At 32.4% G+C, this 23,867-nt stretch carries 12 protein-coding genes; 5 read left to right on the plus strand and 7 right to left on the minus strand.

Annotation, left to right across the window (positions count from 1 at the left end; translation table 11 throughout):
• Window positions 1-38: 38 nt before the first annotated feature.
• Complete coding sequence (locus Q0857_RS15815) at window positions 39-1,871, minus strand: arylsulfatase (RefSeq protein WP_298537495.1); 1,833 nt, start codon at window positions 1,869-1,871, stop codon at window positions 39-41.
• A 520-nt stretch (window positions 1,872-2,391) separates the two neighbouring features.
• Between Q0857_RS15815 and Q0857_RS15820 the strand changes: the two genes are divergently transcribed.
• Entirely contained in the window at window positions 2,392-3,930 is a 1,539-nt protein-coding gene (locus Q0857_RS15820; protein WP_298537498.1) for an alpha-L-fucosidase, read from the plus strand.
• A gap of 96 nt (window positions 3,931-4,026) precedes the next feature.
• Here Q0857_RS15820 and Q0857_RS15825 read toward each other — a convergent pair whose 3' ends face one another.
• Entirely contained in the window at window positions 4,027-8,280 is a 4,254-nt protein-coding gene (locus Q0857_RS15825; protein ID WP_298537501.1) for a hybrid sensor histidine kinase/response regulator transcription factor, read from the minus strand.
• 595 nt (window positions 8,281-8,875) lie between these two features.
• Window positions 8,876-10,414, minus strand: a complete 1,539-nt coding sequence (locus Q0857_RS15830) for a sulfatase-like hydrolase/transferase (protein WP_298537503.1) — start codon at window positions 10,412-10,414, stop codon at window positions 8,876-8,878.
• 485 nt (window positions 10,415-10,899) lie between these two features.
• On the opposite strand from Q0857_RS15830, the gene Q0857_RS15835 reads away from it, so the two are divergent.
• The 4 genes from Q0857_RS15835 to Q0857_RS15850 all read left to right on the plus strand — a co-directional run bounded on the left by Q0857_RS15835 (window position 10,900) and on the right by Q0857_RS15850 (window position 17,670).
• A complete protein-coding gene (locus Q0857_RS15835; protein ID WP_298537507.1) occupies window positions 10,900-12,585 on the plus strand; it encodes a sulfatase in 1,686 nt (561 codons plus the stop codon).
• 92 nt (window positions 12,586-12,677) lie between these two features.
• Window positions 12,678-14,837 carry a glycoside hydrolase family 3 C-terminal domain-containing protein gene (locus Q0857_RS15840; RefSeq protein ID WP_298537510.1) on the plus strand — a complete coding sequence of 720 codons (2,160 nt, stop codon included), beginning with the start codon at window positions 12,678-12,680 and terminating at the stop codon, window positions 14,835-14,837.
• A 45-nt stretch (window positions 14,838-14,882) separates the two neighbouring features.
• Window positions 14,883-16,451, plus strand: coding sequence for an alpha-L-fucosidase (locus Q0857_RS15845; RefSeq protein WP_298537512.1), 1,569 nt, complete (start codon window positions 14,883-14,885; stop codon window positions 16,449-16,451).
• A gap of 178 nt (window positions 16,452-16,629) precedes the next feature.
• A complete protein-coding gene (locus Q0857_RS15850) occupies window positions 16,630-17,670 on the plus strand; it encodes a lactonase family protein (RefSeq protein ID WP_298537515.1) in 1,041 nt (346 codons plus the stop codon).
• Window positions 17,671-17,675: 5 nt separating this feature from the next.
• On the opposite strand, the gene Q0857_RS15855 is transcribed toward Q0857_RS15850, so the two are convergent.
• The 4 genes from Q0857_RS15855 to Q0857_RS15870 form a co-directional block, all read right to left on the minus strand.
• Complete coding sequence (locus Q0857_RS15855) at window positions 17,676-18,878, minus strand: DUF6786 family protein (protein WP_298537518.1); 1,203 nt, start codon at window positions 18,876-18,878, stop codon at window positions 17,676-17,678.
• Window positions 18,875-19,678, minus strand: coding sequence for a DUF1080 domain-containing protein (locus tag Q0857_RS15860; RefSeq protein ID WP_298537521.1), 804 nt, complete (start codon window positions 19,676-19,678; stop codon window positions 18,875-18,877). Before Q0857_RS15860 ends, Q0857_RS15855 begins: the two co-directional genes overlap by 4 nt.
• A gap of 5 nt (window positions 19,679-19,683) precedes the next feature.
• Window positions 19,684-22,239, minus strand: a complete 2,556-nt coding sequence (locus Q0857_RS15865) for a sugar-binding domain-containing protein (RefSeq protein WP_298537524.1) — start codon at window positions 22,237-22,239, stop codon at window positions 19,684-19,686.
• A gap of 75 nt (window positions 22,240-22,314) precedes the next feature.
• Entirely contained in the window at window positions 22,315-23,862 is a 1,548-nt protein-coding gene (locus tag Q0857_RS15870; RefSeq protein WP_298537527.1) for a sulfatase-like hydrolase/transferase, read from the minus strand.
• Window positions 23,863-23,867: the final 5 nt, after the last annotated feature.

Genomic DNA, 23,867 nt, shown 5'->3' on the forward strand with positions numbered 1-23,867 from the left:
ATTCCTAGAAAAAAACTTTAATAATATGTATTATAGCTTTATTTGGTTGTGTTTATTTTATTGATATACACATAATAGGCTATATTCTCTAAATTATTGTTGTCAAAAAAACTCGCTTTAAATTTAGTTTTTCCAGCTTTTAGAGTTACTTGAAAGTTAACTGATTTTGCTTCAATAGGAATAGAATCACTCCTCTTAAAGGCATTTTCAAATTCAATAGAGGCCTTGGTGAAGCTGAGATCTTTTCCTTCTGGAATATTAAACTGTAAGCCTTTAACGTCCTGTGTGGTAATCTGTGGTGTAATATGGTTTATCGGTAAGTTCGCTTCTATAGGGTAACGTCTCAAGGAGATTTCGTATTCAGCATCTTCTTGAACATCAATACTCCAGTACCCCGAGCCTTGGTCTCCTTTTCTAATTTTTATTTGATTCCATACATAATTATCTTTGTTAGAATGCACGTCATGAGCAGTTAAAACTGTTGGGTTTTCTTTTTCATGTCCTATTTTAAAATAAACTTGATTATTAAATTCAACAGAAACTTGGCTCCACCATTTTTCATAGAAAGCCTTCATTCTTTTTACTCTTTCAGGATGTTCTATAGCTATATTGTTTTCTTGCCCCTTGTCGTTTTCAATATTATATAATTCTATTCCATTAACAAGTCTCCATTTGTTGTGCATTACAGAGCAATTTTTCCATTTTATCGGTTCTTGAACACGTTGCGAATCGGTGACTAACATCCTATTATACAATGTGTCAGAATTTTTAAACACTGGGACTAAGCTTTTGCCATCTAGAGGTTTATGATTTTTAGGTAAATTTAAATCACATAGATCAGCCAAAGTTGGTAAAATATCTATTTGAGCTGTTAACATACTTATATCTTTTGCTTTTGAAATGTTTCCATCTTTCCAATGAATAAAAAAAGGTACGCGATGACCGCCTTCGTACTCACTGCCTTTTGTTCCTCGCATTCCTGCATTAAAACCGGTTACTTTCCCATTTCTATTGTGAAAACCTGATGACGTTCCATTGTCGGTCATAAAAATTATAATAGTGTTGTCGGCAATCTTAAGCTCTTTTAAGGTCTGTCTTAGTTTTCCAAAATTCTCATCTGCATTTGAAATCATCCCATAAAAACGTTTTTGAGTATCGCTTAAAACGTCGGTTGATAGGTCTTTATACAAATTATAATATGCAGGTGGCACATTATATGGTCCATGAGGTGCATTTGTAGATATGTAACAGAAAAAAGGCTGGTTTTGTTTCTTTTTTATGAAATTAATAGCCTCATTAAAAAAAACATTTGTACAATACCCTTGATATTTTTCTGGTTTACCATTTTTAAAATAAGTATCATCAAAATAGGTGTTATTCCAATAGTCAGGTGTTTGTTGCACGCCGCCTCCGTAGTGCATCACCGTTTCTTGAAACCCTCTGTCGTGAGCTCTAAACGGATAGTTATCTCCCATATGCCATTTACCAAACGCCCCAGTTGCATAACCGTTTTCAGAAAACATATTTGCCATTGTTTTTTCCTGTTCTCTAAGTAAAGACCAGCCACCTACAGTGTGCCAAACTCCAGTACTATTAGCAAATCTACCTGTCATTAAACCAGAACGAGTTGGAGCACAGGTTGGATTTACATGAAAATCTGTTAAGTGGTAACTCTCTTTGTAGAAATTATCAATATTTGGTGTTTTTATAATTTTGTTACCATGTGCAGCAATATCACCATATCCCTGATCATCTGTAATAACCAAAATTACATTTGGTTTATTAGTTTCAACTATTTCCTGTTTTTTGTTTTTTTTGCACCCAATAAGAGCAAAAAGAATAATAATTAAAAATAAACTTAGTTTTTTCATTATGTGTTTAGTTTTTCAAAAGGATTTATTCTGAAGATCTTAGTTTAATAAAGGTTTTCTTGTTTTTAATTAGCGTTATTTTTATTTAAAAAAACTCACTATGTATTTCAGGCTGAAGTCTAAAAAAAACGGCGTAAATAAATTTTTTTAAAAATATTCAAATAATACGTTAACTTAAAATATTAGTGTCCGTAAATATGCACCAAATGTTCTATCTTTTCTTAATCAGCTCTATCTTTATTATGGCAAGTTTTTTACATTGGAATTCCTTTTAATTGAATTTCGTAAAATTAATTTATGATAAATGATAGATAGTTTTATAGAATTTAATTGTCATTCAATATGTTAGTATAATATGCTTTAAACTAGTTGTTTATGTATTTTGCTTTACAGTATAAAACACATTTGTTGTGTACATTTCAACATTAGACACATGAAAATCAAGATAAAAATATGAATTTAGCTCCTAAGGTTAATAATAACATATGCAGATTAAGTAAATCAAAATAATTAAGAATATATGACAATTAAATATAAGTGTTTTTTAATTCTAACTTCTGTATTACTTTTAATAGGATGTAACTCAAAAACGAAAAAGAATATTGCTTCGGAAGATTTAGCAAGTAATGAGGCTCAAGTTTTTAAACCTAATTGGGCGTCCATAAAAAAACATTATAAGGATCCTGAGTGGTTTAATAATCAAAAATTTGGAATTTTTATTCATTGGGGAGCTTATTCAGTTCCAGCATATGGTTCAGAATGGTATCCTAGACAAATGTACATGGATACAGCAACTTTTAGTGCACAATTAAATTTACTTAAGGAAGGACCAAACGAAACTTATTTACACCATAAAAAAAACTGGGGAGACCAGCAGCGTTTTGGATACAAAGACTTTATTCCAATGTTTAAAGGGGAAAAATTTAACGCTAAGGAATGGATTGATTTATTTAAGAAAGCAGGGGCCAAATATGTAATTCCTGTTGCTGATCATCATGATGGTTTTGCCATGTATAAATCAAATACAACACGTTGGAATGTATATGATATGGGGCCTAAACGTGATATTCTTGGAGATTTATTTATGGAAGGGCGTAGTAAGGGCTTGATAATGGGAGCATCTTCTCATTATGCTTTTAACTGGTCTTTTTATAATAAGAAGGATAATTTCGATACTACTGATCCAGAATATGCAGACTTATATTCAGCTAAAGGAAAGGATTTGAATGAACCTGTATCGGAAGCTTTTAAGCAAAAGTGGTGGGATAGAACAGTGGATTTGATTGATAATTATCAACCAGATATATTATGGTTCGATTTCTATTTAGATATCCCTGATTATGCAGATATGCGCCCAAAAATTGCTGCTTATTACTACAATAAGGGAATTGAATGGGGAAAAGAAGTGGTTATTAATGATAAGAATTTTGACTATGAGGCATTTCCAGAAGGTACGGTAATATATGACTTAGAGCGTGGAAAGTTACCAGGAATAAGAAAATTGCCTTGGCAAACGGATACTTCAATTGGTAAGAACTCTTGGTCTCATGTTGATAATTGGGAATCGAAAACAGCTAATCAATTAATTGATGATTTGGTAGATATTGTTTCTAAAAATGGTAACCTTTTATTGAATGTAGGGCCTAAAGCCGATGGTACAATTCCAGAGGATCAAAAGGAAATACTTTTAGAAATTGGTAATTGGCTGGCAATTAATGGTGAGGCAATTTATGATACTACTTACTGGAAGGTATTCGGAGAAGGACCTACAGAAGTTAAAAAGGGTCACCATTCAGAAGGGCAAAATAAAAATTTCACTGGACAAGATATTCGTTTCACCCAAAAAAATGGTAAACTATATGCTATAATGATGGAGTGGCCTGAAAACGGTCAGGTATTAATTAAATCATTAGGTGGTGAAAATAAAGTTACCGATGTTAAAATGCTAGGAACTTCGGAAAAATTAAAATGGTCTCAAAATAAAGATGGACTTCAAGTAGGGATACCATTAAAAAAACCTTGTGATTACGCCTATGTTTTAGAAGTAATTATGAAGTAGTTAGTTTAATTTGTTTTTTTTAATCAAAAGTGCATTTCATTTTAATTGAATGCACTTTTTTTATGTTTAATTATATTAGTATCGTTTGGCCTAAGATTAAGGAATTTGTTCATTTGATTTTTTGTTAGCTTGCCTTTTAACATATTCACTTGGTATAATACCAAATTGTTTTTTGAAACATTTTGCAAAATAAGATGCAGTATTAAAACCGGTCATATACATTATTTCTTTAACCGAATAATCGCTTTTCTGAAATAATTGTACAGCTCGTTTAAGTCTAATATTTCTAATGAATTCACTTGAAGAAAGTCCTGTTATTTCTTTGAATTTGAGGTATAGATTACTTCTACTTAATCCCATTTCCTTTACTAACATCTCTACATTGAAATCTGTATTCATCATATGTTTTTCAACAATTTCAACAGCTTGTTGTAGAAATTGCTCATCTAAAGTAGTAACAGTAACATCCTTGGGTTTAAACGCAATTTCTTTATTGAACTTAGTTCTTAATTTATTTCTATGTTGAATAATATTTTTTATTTTCAATTCTAAAAGTTCAACGTCAAATGGCTTTCTAATGTAGTCATCGGCCCCTGTTTTTAAGCTCTCTAGTTCACTTTCTTGAGAAAGTTTAGCAGTGAGCATTACTACTGGTATATGGCTAGTTTCCTGCTGTGTTTTTACATGTTTGCACAATTCAATACCATCCATTTCAGGCATAAGAACATCTGTAAGTATTAAATTAGGTAGTACTTTTGTCGCTATGTCTAGACCTATTTTTCCATTTTCAGCTTCATAAATAACGTATTTATCCTTTAGTGCTAGTTTTAAGAAACTTCTGATGTCTGCATTATCGTCTACGATTAATAGAACAAGATTTTTGGATCGAGATTTATCTATATCTAGGTCTTCAATTTCATCATTTATACTAATAGCCAGAGAGTCCGTTTCAGATGTCCTTGTTCTAAAATCACTATCTGTACTATCTTTACAAATAATTTCAGGGACACCCTCATAAGCTAATTTTTCTATAGGTAATTTAACTGTAAAAATACTTCCTTTATTTAATTCACTTGAAACTTCAATACTGCCTTGATGAAGTTTAACAATATCATTTACAAAGGAGAGCCCAATACCTACACCTTTCGATATTTTAATCGTTTGGTTTTTTTCGGTATGAAACCTTTCAAAAATATTCTTTAGCCTACTACTTTCAATACCAATACCTGTATCTTTAACTTGGATAACCACATGTTTACTTCTGTGTTGATTTGGCGTCTGGCCTATATCACTACTTTTAGATATATGTATAGATATGGTACCTCCAACTTCAGTATAATTAAATGCATTTGATAATAAATTATTAATTATTTTTTCAATAGCGTCATGATCAAACCAGGTGCTTAAAGATTTGTTTTCAGAATCGATAATTAGCTTTATATTATTTTTGTGAGCTAGAAATTGAAAAGGTTCGCTGGCTTCTTTAATGAATTGAATAATGTTACTCTTGCGCATCACTAACCGCGTTTTGCCTTGATTTATTTTCCTAAAATCTAGCAATTGATTAACCAGTCGCAGTAGATAATCACAGTTTTTTTGCATTAAACTATACTGTTCCTGCAAAACACTTTTTTCTAATTTGTCTCCTTGTTTTTGTAAATATTTAAGAGGCGCATTTATAAGGGTTAGAGGTGTTCTAAGTTCATGAGATATATTGGTGAAAAATTCAAGTTTGATTTTTTGTAATTCTTCATTTTTTTCATTTTCAAAATGCTCGATTTCAAGCTGATGCTTTTTAGTAGTTCGAATAATAGTAAATCTTCTAAACAAGAAAAGCAATCCCAAAACCATCAAAATATAAAGAAAATAGGCAATTGGAGTTTTCCAAAAAGGAGGAGTGATTTTAATTTTTATCTCGGAAGGCGACGAATCCCATAAACCATCATTATTTGATGTCTTAACTTTTAGAGTATAGGTTTTATGAGGTAAATTAGTATATGTTGCAAACCTTTTATTTGGATTTGTAAAAATCCATGATTTATCAAAGCCTTCAAGCATGTAGGCGAAATTGTTTTTTTGTGGAGAAGCAAAATGAAGTGCTGCAAATTCAAATGAAAAATTATTCTCATTATATTTTAATACTATCTTATCTGTATTGTTTACTGTTTTGTTAAGTATTGTGCGTCCGTTTATTTCTTTACCTATTTGAACGGGTTTATTTGAAATAGAAAATTTAGTAATAACAGTTTCTGCTGGATAGATGTTATTTTCGATGTTTTTTGGATAGAAAGCATTAAATCCATTAATTCCTCCAAATAATAATTCACCATTTTGCCTTTTAAGACGTGCTAATTCTTGAAACTCGTTGCTTTGTAACCCATCATTCAAGTCATAGTTTTTAAACGTTCCGAGGTCTGGGTTAAATTTTGAAATACCTTTATTTGTTGATATCCATAAATGACCTTCCTCATCTTCAAGTATACCTTTTATCACATTGTTAGGTAAACCATCTTTTATTTTATAAGAAATAAAACGGTCTGCTTCCTCTGGAGAAGAAGCAGGGACAAATTTGTTTAGACCTCCTCCTAAAGTTCCTATCCAGATATCGCCATTACGACTTTCAAAAATCTCTAAGTTATAATTATGACTAATGCTTTTATTATCAGAGGGCCTGTTTGTGTAAATATCAAATTTAGGTTTCTTTTTAGTTATTTGATCAGGAGATAATTTACAAAGCCCTTTACCCGTCGCAAACCAAATATTACCTTTACTATCTTCAAATATGTTTCTAATTATGTTATTAGAAACGCTTAAAGTGTCTGTAATATCATGAGCTAAAATATCTTTTTTATAATCATTTGTCGATTCGTCATAAAGCCATCTGCTTATTCCACGATTGTAAGTTCCTACCCAAAGGTTTTTATTACTGTCTTCTAGTAAAGAAAATACGTTTCCGGATATTTTATAAAAAGATTTAATGTTACTTTCTTTAATTTTATTTGGATCAGTGATATCTAGTTGATAAACTCCAGGAATATCTCCTCCTCCAATTAAAAGAATCTTTTTATTGTTTCTTTCAACTTCTATAATAGTAAATGGTTTTGTAAGGGTCGTATAGTTAACAAATTCCGAATACGTACTATCATCTTTATTCTTAGTAAGCATATTTAACCCACCACCTTCTGTGCCTATCCATAATGTACCATTACTATCTTCAAACATGGATCTGATCTTGTCATAACTTAAACTATTAGGATTCAGATTTTTTTTAACATGTTTAAAATCTTTTCTTGCCGGATCAAATTTATTGACCCCACCGCCATTAGTCCCTACCCAAATAATTCCTGTTCTATCTTTGTAAATTGATGTGATAATATTTTTTGAGATGCTATTAGGATTCATCGGGTCATAAACAAATGTTCGCTTTAAAACGGGGTTTGCATTAGCTACATGATTTTCAAGGTATAAAAGACCATTATTTGTACCTGCCCAAATTCGGCCTTCTTCAGCTAGTATTGTATTGATGAATCCATCTCCAATTCGTTCTACCCAATTGGTTCCTTTACCTGCTTTGAGTATAAAGAGGCCATTATTAGTACCAATAATGAGTCTTCCGAAAATATCTTGATTAATACTTCTAACAGATCTGTTACCTAATTTAATTAAACGGCTTACATGATTAAAATAATAGTTGCCATTTTGGTCAATTGAAAGTTTATAAAGTCCCAGGTTACCGCCAACCCATATATTTCCCTGTTTATCTTCAAAAATATTATGAACAGCGTTATTTCCACGCTGTTGAAATATGTTATTCTGGTTTAATTTGAAATGTTGAAACTTGATTGTTTTTAAACCGTTTTTTAAATCTAATAAATCTATTCCATCTAAAGATCCTACCCAAAGTCTATCTTTTTTATCTTTTAATAGAGAGCTAATTTGGTTGTTTTTTAAACTGTGTGGGTCTTTATCATTATGCTCAAAAAGCATAAATTTTTCTAAAGATTTATTAAAATAATTTAATCCGTTTCCAGTAGTTCCAACCCACAAATTTCCATCATCACTTCCTGTTAGAGCATAAATTAAATTACTACTTATGCTATTTGACACATTAAAACCTGGGTTATACACAGTAAAATTATAACCGTCGTATTTATTAAGCCCTTCATGAGTAGCAAACCACATGAAGCCTTGATTGTCTTGATAGATTGAATTTACATCACTTTGTGATAATCCATTATCCGTTGTTATATGGTCAAAATAAATATTATTTTGACCATAGCTCAAAGATAAAGTTCCAAATGTAAAGACAACTAAGAAGTATAAAAGCGGTATACTCCTTTTAAAAGACATGATCATAGTATGTAAAAAATATTTCGTAAATATATCACTTATAGATAGTACCAGCCTATAAAAAATCATTTCTACAGTATTTTTTAACAATATACTTCGAAGTGCTCGAACTAGTTCTACAAAATAAAGTAATTATGTTACGACATATGCTTAATATAGACATGTTTTTTCAATTATCCGTCAAGCATATTTATGTGATTTTATCAGAACTTAATTTTTTCCGGACTAGTTTTATAGCTAAGAGGCACTAAATAAAAAGGATAACTATAACTCCCTGGAGGTATTAAAAATTCATCATGAGGTTCGACGTTAGAGTTTCAAGGGCTATTACTATTAATTTCATCCAGAATTTTGTTGGATATTCAAGTTTAAACAGTTTAGTAAACACTAAGCGACCTTTATAAGCCTAAAGTGTGCTGCACTTTAAATAGCATTTAATATTTGGTTTTGAAACTCATTTAAAACTCCAATAACCATTTAAAGATTTATAATAATTTGAATTTTATTCAACATTTTTTTTAATAATTCTGCATTTTTATAGATTAAGCTAGTCTCTTTTATATTTGTTATATAAAGCTTGTTTTTAGTTTACGTCCTAGATGCTTTTGTAAATAGCCGTCATATTTAAAGGATCATCCATATCCTTTTGTAGTTCAAGCAATTCTTTAAACATGGAATTTAAAAGATTTTTGTATTCTTTTTTGTTTGATAAGTTATCCATTTCTTCAGGATCGTTTTTTAAATCAAACAGTAATGTTTTATTTATGTTTGGATAAACAATTAATTTAAAATTATCCTTTCTAATCATACGTTGTACATTTAAGTAAGCACCATAAATGGCGTCATAATGGCCTTTGTTTGTTTCTCCTTTTGCAATATTCAAAAAGCTGTTGAATTCTACATATTTTGGTTTCGAAATACCAGCTATTTCCAGTGATGTTGCCATTATATCCTGTAAATAAACATCGGTATCAATTTTTTGGTTTTTTGGTATATCTGGGCCTAAAACTACCAAAGGAGGTCTAATACTGTGATCGAATAAGTTTTGTTTACCCAATAAACCGTGTCTTCCCATGGCCAAGCCATGATCTGCTGTTAAAAATATATAGGTGTTATCCATTTTGCCAGATTTTTTAAGAGCGTCAATAATTAATTTAATTTGAGCATCAACATGTGTAATACTTGCGTAATATTCTTGTTTATGCACTTTAATGGCATATTCAGTTCTTGGAAAAGGAGCCAAAGCCTCATCTCTTAAATCATCACCGTTTGCAATATCGTGTCGATAAGGATATTCAGGTAAATAGCTTATTGGAAGGGATATGTTTTTTAGTGGATACATATCAAGATATTTTTTAGGAGCTTGTCTGGGATCGTGTGGTGCATTAAAAGCTAAGTACATGAAAAATGGTTTTTGTATTTCTTTAGCTTGATTAATAAAGTCTATAGCATCATCTTTTAATACTTCGCTCCAATGCTTACCACCTTCCCAAAATCCACCTTGTGTGGTATCGGTAGGAGACCATGATGTGTCATTTACACTTTTTGGTCGATTGTATCCGTTGGGCATAATAGTTTCAGAGTTAGCATTAGGAATTTTGGAAATCGAATCAAATTTAGCAACCATAACTTCATGTTCCCAAGCGTCTCCAGGCATGCCGGGTCTAATATGAACAACATTTTTATAAACTTTATCGGCAGGTGCATCAACATGCCATTTCCCCGTCATATAAGTTTCGTATCCAGCTTTTTCTAGTAATTTACCCCAAGATTTACCAAGCGAATCATTTTTAACCCAATTCTGCCTAAAATCATTTGCTCTCCAAACAAAACGACCAGAATTAAGCATAGCTCTAGAGGCTGCACATACTGCTCCACTCCATGATCCCATATTGAATGCATGTGTAAATGTTGTGCCCTCATTTACTAATTTATCCATTGTTGGTGTTATGATTTCATCATTTCCTAACGCATGAATTGAAGAGTAAGTTTGATCATCGGTAAAAATGAATACTATATTTGGCTTTGTTTTTTCGGTCTGTATTTGTACTTCTTTTTTTGAATTGCAAGAACATAAAACTAGAGCAGTTAGCAAAAGATGAAATTTAGTCATAGTACTTAATATTTTCGACATTAAAAAAACTAGTTTGGGTTTAAAGCGTAAGCTTATAAAAGATAATCAAAGATCTTAATTTTGGTGGTCTTTTCTTAAAACATATGTACAAATGAAGATAACAGATGTCTAGTTTTTGTTAATATTTACGAAGTAACCATTTTAATTGTATTACCCATTACTTTTCACTTTATGTTTTTATAACATTTTAGTAGAATAAATTCTTAATAAGATTTCTATTTATTATATGATAGCTTACAGGATATTAGTTGAGAATTAATTTTGCAAATAATTAGTCATAAATAGTACTTTATTGAAGACTAATTACTAATTCTAAAACAAGAAAATATTCAAACTGTAAGCTCTTTTCTTGATGCATTAAATTTCGCAAAAGGCTTTTTTAGCTTATGACGAACTAATAAATCAATTCTTGCTACTTTTTAGACATTTATGGTATAACAACATGCTTAGTTTTACGATATTTACTATTCTAAAAACTAAGCTCAATGAAATTAACAAAATTATCTCTTCTTTTTGTTCTTGTTTCTGTCATTTTTTCTTGTAAAAATCAAAAAACAGAAGAAGTAAAAACCAAGAAACAACCAAATATTATTTTTATTATGTCTGATGATCATACCACTCAGGCATTAGGTATATATGGAAGTAGGTTAGCTGGATTAAACCCAACGCCTGCATTGGATAAAATTGCAAATGAAGGTATGATATTTAATAACTGTTTTGTCACTAATTCTATTTGTACGCCAAGTCGAGCCACCATAATATCTGGCCAATATAGTCAGGCTAACGGGGTTTTAGATTTAGAAGGTTCGGTTGAAACAAACAAGCAATACCTTCCTATGGAGATAAAAAAACTGGGTTATCAAACAGCTCTTGTTGGTAAATGGCATTTGAAACATCAGCCTAACTTTGATTACTACAATATTTTCACGCAACATCATCAGCAAGGTTCTTATTTTGACCCGAATTTAACAGAGTCAGGAATGAATTACAAACCTTATGCTGATATGGAAGGCTATGAAGGAAAAGCTTATAAGGGCCATAGTTCAGATGTTATAACTGATATAACCCTTAATTGGTTGAAAACTAAGAGAGATAAAAGTAAACCTTTTTTCTTGGCGCATCAGTTCAAAGCTCCACATGATGATTTTGAATTTGCCCCACGTTACAAAGATTATTTGGCTGATACTGAAATTCCAGAACCAAAGAGCTTATATGAAAATGGAAATCATGGATCTATTGCTGTTAGAGGAGCTAATGATTCTTTAATTCACGATATAGGGTCGTCTATATCTAAACGAAATACTATTCGCCATATGGGGATGCGTTTATGGAGTGATACATATACTAAGCGTAGTAATCCAGATTTTGATATTCATCAGGCTGATGATTTAGAGGGAGATGCTTATACTCATGCAACATATCAAGAATATTTAAAGCGTTATTTGAGATGTGTTAAGGGGGTAGATGATAATGTAGCTCGATTAGTTAAATATTTGAAGGAAGAAGGTTTATATGATAATACGATTATTGTTTACACTGGAGATCAGGGTTTTATGTTAGGAGAACATGATTATATTGATAAACGTTGGATGTACGATGAGTCTATGCGTATGCCCTTTTTTGTTAGATATCCTGAGTATATAAATGCAGGAACAAGGACTGACGCCATAATAAATAATACTGATTTTGCACCCACTTTAATAGAATTAGCCGGAGGAACAGCTCCTGAGCAAATGCAAGGTCATAGTTTTAAAAGTATATTAGAAACCGGTAATGAACCTGATGGCTGGCAACAATCAACATATTACAGATATTGGATGCATATGGCTCATGCCCATGCGAATCCTGCTCATTTTGGTATTCGAACAAAAAAATATAAACTCATCTTTTATTATGGTAAATATTGGGTAGATACAGATAAACCTGACGCCAAATGGAATAAAGAAAGTTGGGGTAATAGGTTTACCATGCACACACCAGTCGCATGGGAGTTTTATGATTTAACAAAAGATCCTGAAGAAATGAATAATGCTTATGAAGATCCAAAATATAAAGATATAATCGCCCATTTGAAAGAACAACTTAAAGTAAAACGTGAAGAATTAAACGAGGATGATGGAAGTAAATTTCCACATTTACAAAAGGTTATTGACGAACATTGGAACGATTAATAAATCATAAAACGAAGAACTTAAGCTATGGATATAAAATTTAGAACCTTAAAATTTGTTTCAATCCTATTATTTGCAATCTCACTTTCGAGTTGCAAAAAAAAGAAGTCAAGAATCAAGATGTTGCGATAAAAGAAGCTCTGGAATTCGAATTTCCCTGGGAAAACACAAAAACACCTTTAAATGAGAGAGTAGATGCACTAGTTAAGGAAATGACCTTAGAAGAAAAATGTTCTCAAATGCTAGATATTTGTCCACCTATAGAACGCTTAAATATTCCTGAATATAATTGGTGGAATGAAGCGCTGCATGGTGTGGCACGAAATGGTAGGGCAACTGTTTTTCCTCAGGCAATTGGATTGGGGGCAACTTTTGATGAAGATTTAATAAAGCGAGTTGGAAATGCTATTTCAGATGAAGCACGTGCAAAATATAACGAAGCTATTAAAATTAATAATAGAAGCCGTTACGCTGGGTTAACATTTTGGTCCCCAAATGTAAACATCTTTAGAGACCCTAGATGGGGAAGAGGTCAAGAAACTTATGGTGAAGATCCTTATTTAACAAGTAGAATTGGTGTTTCTTTTGTTAAAGGCTTGCAAGGTGATAATCCAGATTATATTAAAGCCGCTGCTTGTGCAAAGCATTATGCAGTTCATAGTGGACCAGAAGAATTTCGTCATGAGTTTGATGCGGTAGTAAGTAAAAAGGATTTATTCGAAACCTATTTGCCAGCGTTTAAGGCCTTAGTTCAGGAAGCTAATGTTGAGGGGGTCATGGGAGCTTATAATAGAACGCTTGGTGTACCATGTTGTGGGAGCCCTTATTTACTTCAAGGTATATTAAGGGATCGTTGGGGGTTTAATGGTTATGTCGTTTCAGATTGTGGTGCTGTAAATGATTTTCATGCTTTCCATAAAGTAACGAATACACCCGAAGAATCTGCAGCTTTAGCGCTTAAAAGCGGAACTAATATAAATTGTGGGAATGTATATAAGGTATTGAAAAATGCTTTGAATCAAGATCTAATTACTGTCGATTTGTTAGACCAAAGGTTAAAAGAAAACTTATTAACTAGATTTAAATTGGGCATGTTCGATCCTATTGGTTTAAATCCATACGATGCTATTACTGCAGATGTTGTGGACTCAGATTCACATAGAAAAATTGCGCGCGAGGCTGCCCAAAAATCGATTGTTTTGCTAAAGAATGATAGAAGTGTTTTACCCTTAAAAAAAGACACACGTACCATGTATGTCGTGGGCCCTAATGCTTCAAACGAAGAGGTTCTACTTGGTAATTATTATGGTTTAACTAGCAATACTCAAACCATTTTAGATGGTATAGTAAGTAAGGTTAGTCCGGGAACAAGTATTAATTACAAATCGGGAGTTTTACCTTTTAGAGAAAACGTGAACCCCATTGATTGGTCTACGGGTGAAGCAGGAAAGTCTGATGTTTGTATTGCGGTTATGGGGATATCTGCACTATTAGAAGGAGAAGAAGGTGAGGCTATAGCATCCAGTGAAAAAGGCGATAGAACGCAAATTAAATTACCTGAAAATCAAATTAATTATGTTAAGAAAATAAGAAAGAATACGGATAAACCAATTGTTTTGGTCTTAACAGGAGGAAGCCCAATTGCGATTCCAGAATTATTCGATTTGGTAGATGCGGTTCTTTTTGTTTGGTATCCGGGAGAAGAAGGAGGTAATGCGGTTGCAGATGTTCTTTTTGGAGATGTACCTCCATCTGGAAAACTTCCTATTACCTTTCCGAAATCGGTGGATCAATTGCCTGCTTATGAAGATTATAATATGAAGGGAAGAACCTATAAATATATGGTTAAGGAACCTCAATTTCCTTTTGGATTTGGTTTATCTTATACGTCTTTTGAATACAGTAATTTAAAAATTAGTGACAGTTATGAGGTAAATGTAGATTTGTCAAATGCGGGTAAATTAGATTCAGATGAAGTTGTGCAATTATATATTAGTTCACCTTTGGCAGGAAAAGAAGACCCTATTTACGATTTAAAATCATTCAAGCGCGTCTTCGTTAAGGCAGGAGAGACAGTAAATGTTAGTTTTAGTTTGTCAAAAAAAGCATTCAATCAATTTGATGGTGCTGGAAAAGAAGTACTTAGGCCGGGTGAATATAAAGTTTATGTAGGAGGGGCATTACCATCAGATTTAAGTGAAAAATTGGGAGCATCAATACCAGTAACAACAAAAATCATCTTGAAAACTTAATTAATCACAATGTTGTGTTAACCAATATCTAACCTTGTATACATCATGAAAGTCATAAAAGTCGTTTTACTACCTCTGTTAATATGTGTGTTTAATATTGCATGCAAAGAAAAGCAAAAAGATGAAGTATTGGAAAACCATGTCCCGAAGTATACAGCAGATTGGGAATCTTTAAAAGAACATGTAACTCCTGAATGGTTTTTAGATGCTAAATTTGGTATTTATTGTCATTGGGGCCCTTATTCGGTTCCTGAATACGAAAATGAATGGTACGCACACTGGATGTATGTGAATGGTGATAATCCTGAGGCGAAAAATGGTAAACCAACTAAATTTTATGAGCATCATGTAAAAACTTATGGTCCTTTAAATGAATTTGGCTATAAAGATTTTATTCCTATGTTTAAAGCTGAAAAGTTCAATGCTGCTGAATGGGCTGATCTATTTCAAAAAGCAGGAGCAAAATTTGCAGGACCAGTTTCTGAACATGCTGATGGTTTTGCAATGTGGGATAGTGAATTGACAGAGTGGGATGTTAAGGATATGGGACCTAAGAGAGATATAATGGGTGAATTATCAGAAGAGATACGTAAGCGTGATATGAAGTTTATTGCTACTTTTCACAGACATTGGTTATTTGGTTGGTACCCTACCTGGGATGAGACTACCGATGCTTCCGATCCAAAATACGCTGGTTTATATGGACCAAAGTTAAAGAAAGGAGATAATCAAATGCCTTTGAATCCGCATGAAATTGATTCTGGAGTTGAACGTTATTATCCGCTTGCAGATCAAGATTTTAGTGATGAGTGGCTTAACAGATTGAAGGAAATTGTAGATAAATATAATCCAGATTTAGTTTGGTTTGATAATAAAATGGATGTGGTTAGTGAAGACCATAGAAAAGAATTTTTAGAATATTATTATAACCATGCAGATCAAAAGAATCAAGATGTAGTTTCCACATATAAATTCTATGATTTTGCAAAGGGAACGGCTGTTTTAGATTTAGAGCGATCAAGAATGAGTGAAAAGCAAGATTTTCCTTGGTTAACCGATGATTCTATTGATTGGAAATCATGGTCTCATATTAGTAATCCTAGATATAAATCTACAAATAGGTTAATTGATTTTCTAGTTGATGTAGTTAGTAAAAATGGAGCTGTACTTTTAAATATTACACCTAGAGCAGACGGAGCCATTCCTGAACCTGTTAAGGAACGTTTGTTGGAAATGGGGGATTGGCTAAAAATAAACGGGGAAGCTATTTATGGAACTCGAACATTTAAAATTTATGGTGAAGGTGATGCCGAGGTTATTGAAGGACATTTAAGTGAAGAAAAGAACGCCGATAATACGGCTAAAGATATTCGTTTTACTACAAAAGAAGATATCCTGTATGCGATTGTTTTAGATTGGCCTAAGGGAGAAGAATTAAAAATACGTAGTTTGAAATCTGGAAACCAACTGTTTACTTCGAATATTGAATCTGTTGAAATGTTGGGTCATGAAAGGAATTTAGATTTTTCTAGTACTCCAGAAGGTTTAAAAATAAAATTACCTAAGAAAGTTGGGAATTATGCGTATGCGTTTAAAATAACACCTAAAAAATAGTTGTTAATTTATACGGTAACTTTTCATGTTAACTTAAACTAGAATTTTGTGTGATTTAGTTTAGTATGTATTTTTAGGCATTTACGCTTACTTTACTAAGCTTTTCAATTTATATTGGAGAATCACTATTAAACCAGTATTTAATTAAAGCAGATAAAACATATAAATATTCAAAGCCATGTCGATTTTTTATTTAGGAAGCTATACAGAAATGTTAGGTCGAAATTTTGGAGGATCGGGAACCGGTATTTATGTGGTTGAGTTAAATGAACAAACTGGGGTTTTAACGCATTTATCTACCATGGAAACTGTAAATCCGTCTTACATGGTTAAAAGTCCCGATAAATCGTTTTTATATGCTGTGTCGGAGGTTGTTCAAATTAAGCACCCTAAAGTAAAAGCCTATAGAATAAATGAAGACTATTCTTTAAGCTTTGTTAATGAGATTAGTGTTTCGGGTAGTTTACCTTGTCATATTGAGTTTCAAAATAATAATGTATTTGTAGCTTGTTACGGAACTGGTAACGTAATTCAGTATAAGGTTAATGATGATGGGGCACTAGTAAATGAAATAAGTAATATAAAACATTCAGGATCAAGTATAAACAGAGAAAGACAAGAAGCTCCTCACGCACATCAAGTGGTGATTCATCCGAATAAAAATCAAATATTTGTGCCTGATTTGGGTATAGATAAGGTAAAGGCATACCAATTAAAGAATAATCTTTTAAGCGTAGATTACAATTCGGATATCAAGATACCTGAGGGGCTTGGGCCACGTCATTTAGTATTTAAAAAAGACGGGAAAATAGGCTATGTAATTAATGAATTAAGTGGAGATGTTTCTATATTAGTAAGAAGCGGCAGTTCTTTTACATTCAAAAAAAATATAAAATCGTTACCAGATACTTTTACCGGATTACCTAGTTCATCTGCTTTAAGAATTCATCCAAGTGAAACCTTTTTGTACGTTGCTAATAGAACTCTGGATACGATTACTATTTTTAAAATAGTTACTGATGATTTGGTACTTGTTGATTACACCTATACGCAAGGCAAAACAATTAGAGAGTTTAATATTAGCCCGAATGGAATATGGCTTATTGCATGTTTGCAAGATTCTAACGAAACCATTGTATATAGAATCCTTTTAAATGGTAAGTTGGATGAAGTATATCGATCAACATCTTTTACTTCTCCAGTTTGCGTTGCTTTTTAGAAAATTTACTTTTTAATAATACCTAAGGAGCAATCCCTTAGCGAAATTTTTAAAAGTTTTAATGCGATGTCCTCTAAGGCTGATGCTGTACCTGAAAAGTGATAAACCCTATGAAAATGTTCTAGATTTTCATTAGGAGCTAATTCTTTAAACGGCGATGTAGATTCTAGTTCAAAAAAACTTGTTTTGTTGGTTTTTGAATAGTCCATGGTTCCATTATTATATATAGGAATGACTTCTCCTTGATATGGCTCTTTTTGAATACTCACATTTGAGTTAAAAAAGAGGCTATCATTGGTTTTTCTATACTGTACAATGGTTAGTTGTTTTTTGTTTTTTGAGTAACAGCCATAAATAGTTGGAGCTAAAGTATTTGGAATACCAATTTTACTTCTATATTTTCCGTCTGCTTTAAATAATACAACTTGTTTTTTTATTGAAAGTCTTTCAGAGTCTAGCGGTCCCATATACTTGTAAATATCCTCGAGCGATGCCGGTTTTTCCAATGGAATAATAACAACAGATTCATCCGAACCTTCAAACATACCAGCACTCCACAAAGCAATAAGTCCCGTTTCTTTTTTCCATTTTTTTAAACCGGTATTTGTAAGCGTATGAGCAGATTCATAGGCAACATAATTTAAGTTTTTATCAAGAGAAATATTTAGATTATTTTCTATGGTATGTCTTTCTAATATTTTTATCCTGCGCTCAATATTGAGACGAAAGCATGTTCCAATGAAGTTGGTAAGCTCCATACCTTTTTCTAAAACTACAGACCTACTAGATGAACTCTTTAACGTAAAAGCATCACTACTTAGCTGGGGTGGGACCATCCAGTTGGTCTCCCTTAGTGGCTTTAATTGTTGAAAGTAAAACGAATGTTGCCCTCCAAGTGGACCAAGCCAGATTCTATCTTCACCGCCAATAGCTTCAAAATTAATGCTACCATTATTAAAAGCAAATTTATTTATCCAGCCATTATTTTTTCCTTTTAAGCCATGATATGATGAGCCAATAATTTTTCCTTGAATTTCTGGAGCTATAGCTATACGACCCTTACCATCTGAAGATACTAATTCAATGATTCTTGTTTTTGAAGCAAATAATTCAAAATCAGTTTCATAATTGCTTATTTGGGCATATAAATCATTAAATAAAAATATAAAAAGGGTTACTATTGTACTTATTTTATAACGAAGTTTCACTTTAAATTTTTTATTATAATTTGTTTAAATTCAATGCCTTGACCTTCAGATTGTAATCCTATATAGCCTTCTGTTAGTCGTTTACCATCAATTTTTATTTCAGGGTTATAGCCTTTAACAACTTCACCTCCAATTTGTGGTTTAGAATATCGTAAAACTTCTTTACCATTAACTTTATGAATAACAAGAGAATCTTTATAAACAATTAAATCTCCATTTTGCCATTCATCCCAGGGTAAGGTTTCTGATGTGGATTTTATGCAATGCCTAGAATCCATTACATTATTAAAGACGACTTCGGATCCAGGGGAACACATGTTTCCTGTGGGCCTTGGTTCTCCAACGTTTTCTTCTGCCAGAATTTGGTATTCTACAGATATGGGCCAATTCTGTTCTTTTAAAATAGTTTTTGGATCTTGCGAATGAAACATAATACCACTATTTCTATATGTAAAGTAGGGAGCATCTTTTAACCACTGATTGGTAAATTTGTATTTAAATTTTAAATGAAAGGAAGAAAATGGCTTATTGTAAAATAGATGGCCAAATCGCTCTCCAAAGAGTTGGTTTTCGTAATCATCATAATTTACTTGAATGACGCCATTAACTACACGAAAGGTATTTGCATAATTATCTCCCAGTTTATGATGATAAAGCTTCATATTCCAACCATCTAAGCTCTTTCCATTGAATAACGATAACCATTCTGATTCATTATTTTTTGGTTTTTCAGAAGTACTTTTACAAGCTAGATTTAGTATTAATAATACTAAAAGGAGTATTTTTTTATTAATATCCATAAAGCTTAATTAGAAGTTAGTTTTAATGAGCTTAATTGTTTGTCTTTTAATTTACAATTAATTTCAACGTTTCCTGACTCTTTAGTAGATTGAATAATTAGTATTGCTTTTCCGTTGTGTGTTATCACTTTATTGGTTTTATGCGGTTGTATATTCATTTCCCAACCATTGTCTACACCAATATTCTTTGCTGGACCAGATACAGTAAATTCAATTTCGGTATCACCGTCAATTATTAGGTTATTATTATCATCAAATAGGGTAGCGGTTATAATGGAAACATCGTAACCATTAGCACTTAAATTATTTTTAGAACTTTCTAAATTAATTTTAGCAATTTTGGTCTTGTTAGTGTTTAGTACATATTCGTCAGCCTTTATTCCCCCATTATACCCGATAACTTTTAATTCTCCTTTAGTATAAGGGACTAGCCATTTAATTATATTGTCAGTTTCACTAAAATTAGCTAGTTTTTGTCTCCCTAATGAGGTTCCATTTAAAAATAATTCAGCTGCTTCACAGTTGGTATATGTTTGCACAATAATGTTTTCATTCTCTGTATATTTCCATTTCGGATATACTTTATACCATTCCCATTTACGAAGCATTTTCCATACTGGTGGAGGTGTTAATTCCATATTGAATTCCCAGTTTTCATCTTTATATGAATATTCAGATTCTTTTGCGGGTGTCGTAACCATATAGACTTTAGGTTTATTATTCCATAAACATTCAAAGAAATGCCCTCTTGGCGTTTTAAAACCTGCAAAATCAAAGAATGATATTTCTAGACCTTTTCTTGGCCAAGGCCCCGCTTCACCCATATATGCAAAGCCTGTCCAAACAAATATTCCAGAGACAAAATCGCGGTCTGTACAATTTTTCCATTCCCAATAATCTCCCCAATTTTCAGTACCCAATATTTTTAAATTTGGATAAGTCTTATGCGCTATATCATAATCGGATGCTCTATAATTGAACCCAAAAACATCAACAGCGGTTCCATAACCACTTACCATACCAATAGAAGGTAAAACACTACCACAAGTAATGGGTCTTGTAGTGTCAATTTCTTTGACCCAAGAAACTAATTGCTGAGCAGTATGGGCTAGTGGGTCAATTTTGTTAATGTTGGACTCTAAGGTTTCTTTAATTATTGCGTTGTCATAAATTGGCACGTATTCATAACCCTGTTCCCCAGAAGTAATATTAACCTCATTAAAAGTTTTTAAGTAATGGGGAAAGGTCCACTCAATTTCATTTCCAATACTCCACATAAAAACAGATGGATGATTAAAGTCTCTCAAAATTAAATCCTTTAAATCTCTTTCTGCCCATTCGTTAAAAACGGAAGGATAAGATAATGATGCCTTTGCGGAAGCCGCATTATCTCCTAAGTAAACCTTACTCTTTTTTTTAGGATTGTACCATTCATCAAAAGCTTCGTTCATGACTAATAACCCTAATTCATCACAAACTTCAAGTAATTCTTTAGCATGCGGGTTATGTGAAAACCTAATGGCATTTACCCCAATAGATTTTAGTTGTTCAATACGATATTTCCAAATACCCTTTGGGACAGCCGATCCAACGGCACCCGCATCATGGTGCAAGTTAACACCCTTTAATTTCATGCTTTTGTCGTTAAGGTAAAACCCAGTATTTGCATCAAACCTAAATGTTCTTAGTCCAAAAGTTTCACTGGTATTATCAATTACATGTCCATCTAGAAGTAGGGCTACTTTCAGGTTATATAAATTAGGATTATCAATAGACCATAATAACGGATCATTAATTGTTATTTCTGTATTTGAAATATTAGGATCTCCAAGGTTTTTAGTAACTGAATTTAGAATAGTTCCTTTTGAATCAACAATATTATATTGTAAGGTTAGATTAGGGTTTTCTCCATTTTCTATAGTCGTTTTAATGCTAATTTTTGCTTTTTCTTTATTAACAAAAGGTGTTCTAATTTGTACGCCCCATTGCTTTATATGAAGTTTATGTTTTTTTATAAGCTGTACTTTTCTATAAATACCGGAACCAGTATACCAACGTGAATCAACATATGCCGAATGGTCAACTTTTACGGCTATCACATTATCTGAACCATCAAAATTTAAGTACTCCGTTAGATTATAAGAAAACGAAATATAACCATTTGGTCGCGTCCCTAATAAATGTCCATTAATCCAAACGCTTGAATTGTTGTAAACCCCATCAAACATAATAGAAATGTGTTTTTCTTTATCTTTAGGCTTAAGAGTGAATGTTTTTCTATACCATCCCATACCTCCGGGAACGAAACCCGTGCTTGATGCTGTTTCACCAGTCTTAAGATATCCTTCTTCTATACTCCAGTCATGTGGTACTTTTATAGATTTCCAGTTGTCATCATTGAAGTTTTTTTCAAAAGCCTCTGGGATATCCCCTAAATGAAATTGCCAATTAAAGTTGAAATCAACGATTTCTCTATTAATGCCTTTATTAACGCATGAAACGGCTACAAAATATGTAAGGCTTAATGCCAATATTTTGAAAAGTAATTTTTGTTTGATCATTTCAATGTCTGTTTATATTTTTTAAAATGATGATAATGATGGGTGGTATTGTTAAATTCAATTGTCCGTTTTACATTAGTAGAAATCCCAAAAATCGTATTTTTCACCTTCAATATTTTCCTTTTTATCACCTAAAGTTTTAGCTTTTTGCTTCATCTCAGTTCTCATATCTGAAATAATCTTTTTATATTCTGGAAAGAATGATAAATCTTGAGTTTCCCAAGGGTCTTTTTTTATATTGAATAATTGAGTAACTCTCGAGCCTCGTATTTCTTCACCACGTTTCCAGTTATTATCATTAGCTCTTACGTATTCAATTAACTTATAATTTCCTTTTCTGTATGCACGTTGAAATTGTTTGTAGGCATGGTATGTTGAATGTCTAACTTCTTTTCGCTGGTTATTCATAACAGGAACTAAACTTTTCCCATTAACAGATTCGGGCTTGTCAATATTCGATAATTCGCAAACTGTTGGAAAAATATCATGTATATAACTTAAAGCATCAATTCTGCGTCCTTTCTGTTGTATTAAATTACCCGAAAGGATAAAAGGGACGTGTATACCATCCTCATCATAAATATTCTGCTTGCCCAATAGGCCATGATTTCCAACGGCTAAACCGCTATCTCCGGCAAATACGATTATAGTATTTTCATAACGTCCATTATCTTTTAAGGCCTGAATGATTTTCCCAATTTGATAATCTAAATGGGTTATAATCGCATAGTAATTGGCTAATTCTTGTTGAGCGATATCTTTTGTTCTAGGCCAACCAGCTAATTCTTCATCTCTTAAAAACATATGACCATTATCAAAAGGATGCTGTGGCATATATGATGGTGGTAGCTCAATATCTTTAGATTTATACATGTCCTTAAATTCCTTTGGTGCTTGCCTAGGGTCGTGAGGTGCATGAAAAGCAACATATAAAAAGAAAGGTTTTTTCTTTTTAGAATCCTCTATATATTTAACGGCACTCCTAGCAAATACTTCTGAGGTATGAGGACCGTCTAATTCAGTACCTATAGGGCCTCTTTTATCGTCACCATTAATGGCTCTCCTTTTTTCTTTTCCATTCTCGTCATAAGTCAATAAATAGGCGTTTTCTTTTGAAAAAGCTCCTGTTTTATCCCAATCCCAAAAGGGCATTCTAAAGTGATCTACGAGATAAACACCACGTCCCATAACTTTATTTCCTGAGTTGAAAGAACGTGTTAGCGATTCATTATCATTATGCCATTTTCCAACAATGTGTGTATCGTATCCAGCTCCTTTAAAAGTTTCTCCAATTGTGGTATGCGATTTTGGAATGGAATGACCTTGCCCATTAAGCGAAAATAATTGCCTCCCTGTGTGTAACATAGCTCTGCTTGCTATACAAGTAGCACCAGTAAAAGAACCCATTAAAAAAGTATTTGTAAATGCAATACCTTCATTTGCAAGTTTATCAATATGAGGTGTTTTTACCGGCATTCCTCCTAATGCTTGCACGCCAGAAAACCGATGATCATCTGTATATATTACAAGCACATTCGGTTTTTTTATTTTGGTTTTTTGACCAAATATTTGGAGAACTGCAATATTGAAAAGTATGCCTAAAACTATTTTTTTTGAAATCATAATAT

It is taken from the genome of uncultured Algibacter sp. (assembly GCF_947495925.1).
In the GTDB taxonomy this organism is placed as follows: Bacteria; Bacteroidota; Bacteroidia; order Flavobacteriales; family Flavobacteriaceae; genus Algibacter_E.

Bases quoted from the DNA above. Each gene is read 5' to 3' on its own strand.
- Q0857_RS15865 (WP_298537524.1), bottom strand. From the start codon at position 22,239: ATGATCAAACAAAAATTACTTTTCAAAATATTGGCATTAAGCCTTACA.
- Q0857_RS15815 (WP_298537495.1), bottom strand. From the start codon at position 1,871: ATGAAAAAACTAAGTTTATTTTTAATTATTATTCTTTTTGCTCTTATT.
- Q0857_RS15870 (WP_298537527.1), bottom strand. From the start codon at position 23,862: ATGATTTCAAAAAAAATAGTTTTAGGCATACTTTTCAATATTGCAGTT.
- Q0857_RS15820 (WP_298537498.1), top strand. From the start codon at position 2,392: ATGACAATTAAATATAAGTGTTTTTTAATTCTAACTTCTGTATTACTT.
- Q0857_RS15850 (WP_298537515.1), top strand. From the start codon at position 16,630: ATGTCGATTTTTTATTTAGGAAGCTATACAGAAATGTTAGGTCGAAAT.
- Q0857_RS15825 (WP_298537501.1), bottom strand. From the start codon at position 8,280: ATGTCTTTTAAAAGGAGTATACCGCTTTTATACTTCTTAGTTGTCTTT.
- Q0857_RS15860 (WP_298537521.1), bottom strand. From the start codon at position 19,678: ATGGATATTAATAAAAAAATACTCCTTTTAGTATTATTAATACTAAAT.
- Q0857_RS15835 (WP_298537507.1), top strand. From the start codon at position 10,900: ATGAAATTAACAAAATTATCTCTTCTTTTTGTTCTTGTTTCTGTCATT.
- Q0857_RS15845 (WP_298537512.1), top strand. From the start codon at position 14,883: ATGAAAGTCATAAAAGTCGTTTTACTACCTCTGTTAATATGTGTGTTT.
- Q0857_RS15830 (WP_298537503.1), bottom strand. From the start codon at position 10,414: ATGTCGAAAATATTAAGTACTATGACTAAATTTCATCTTTTGCTAACT.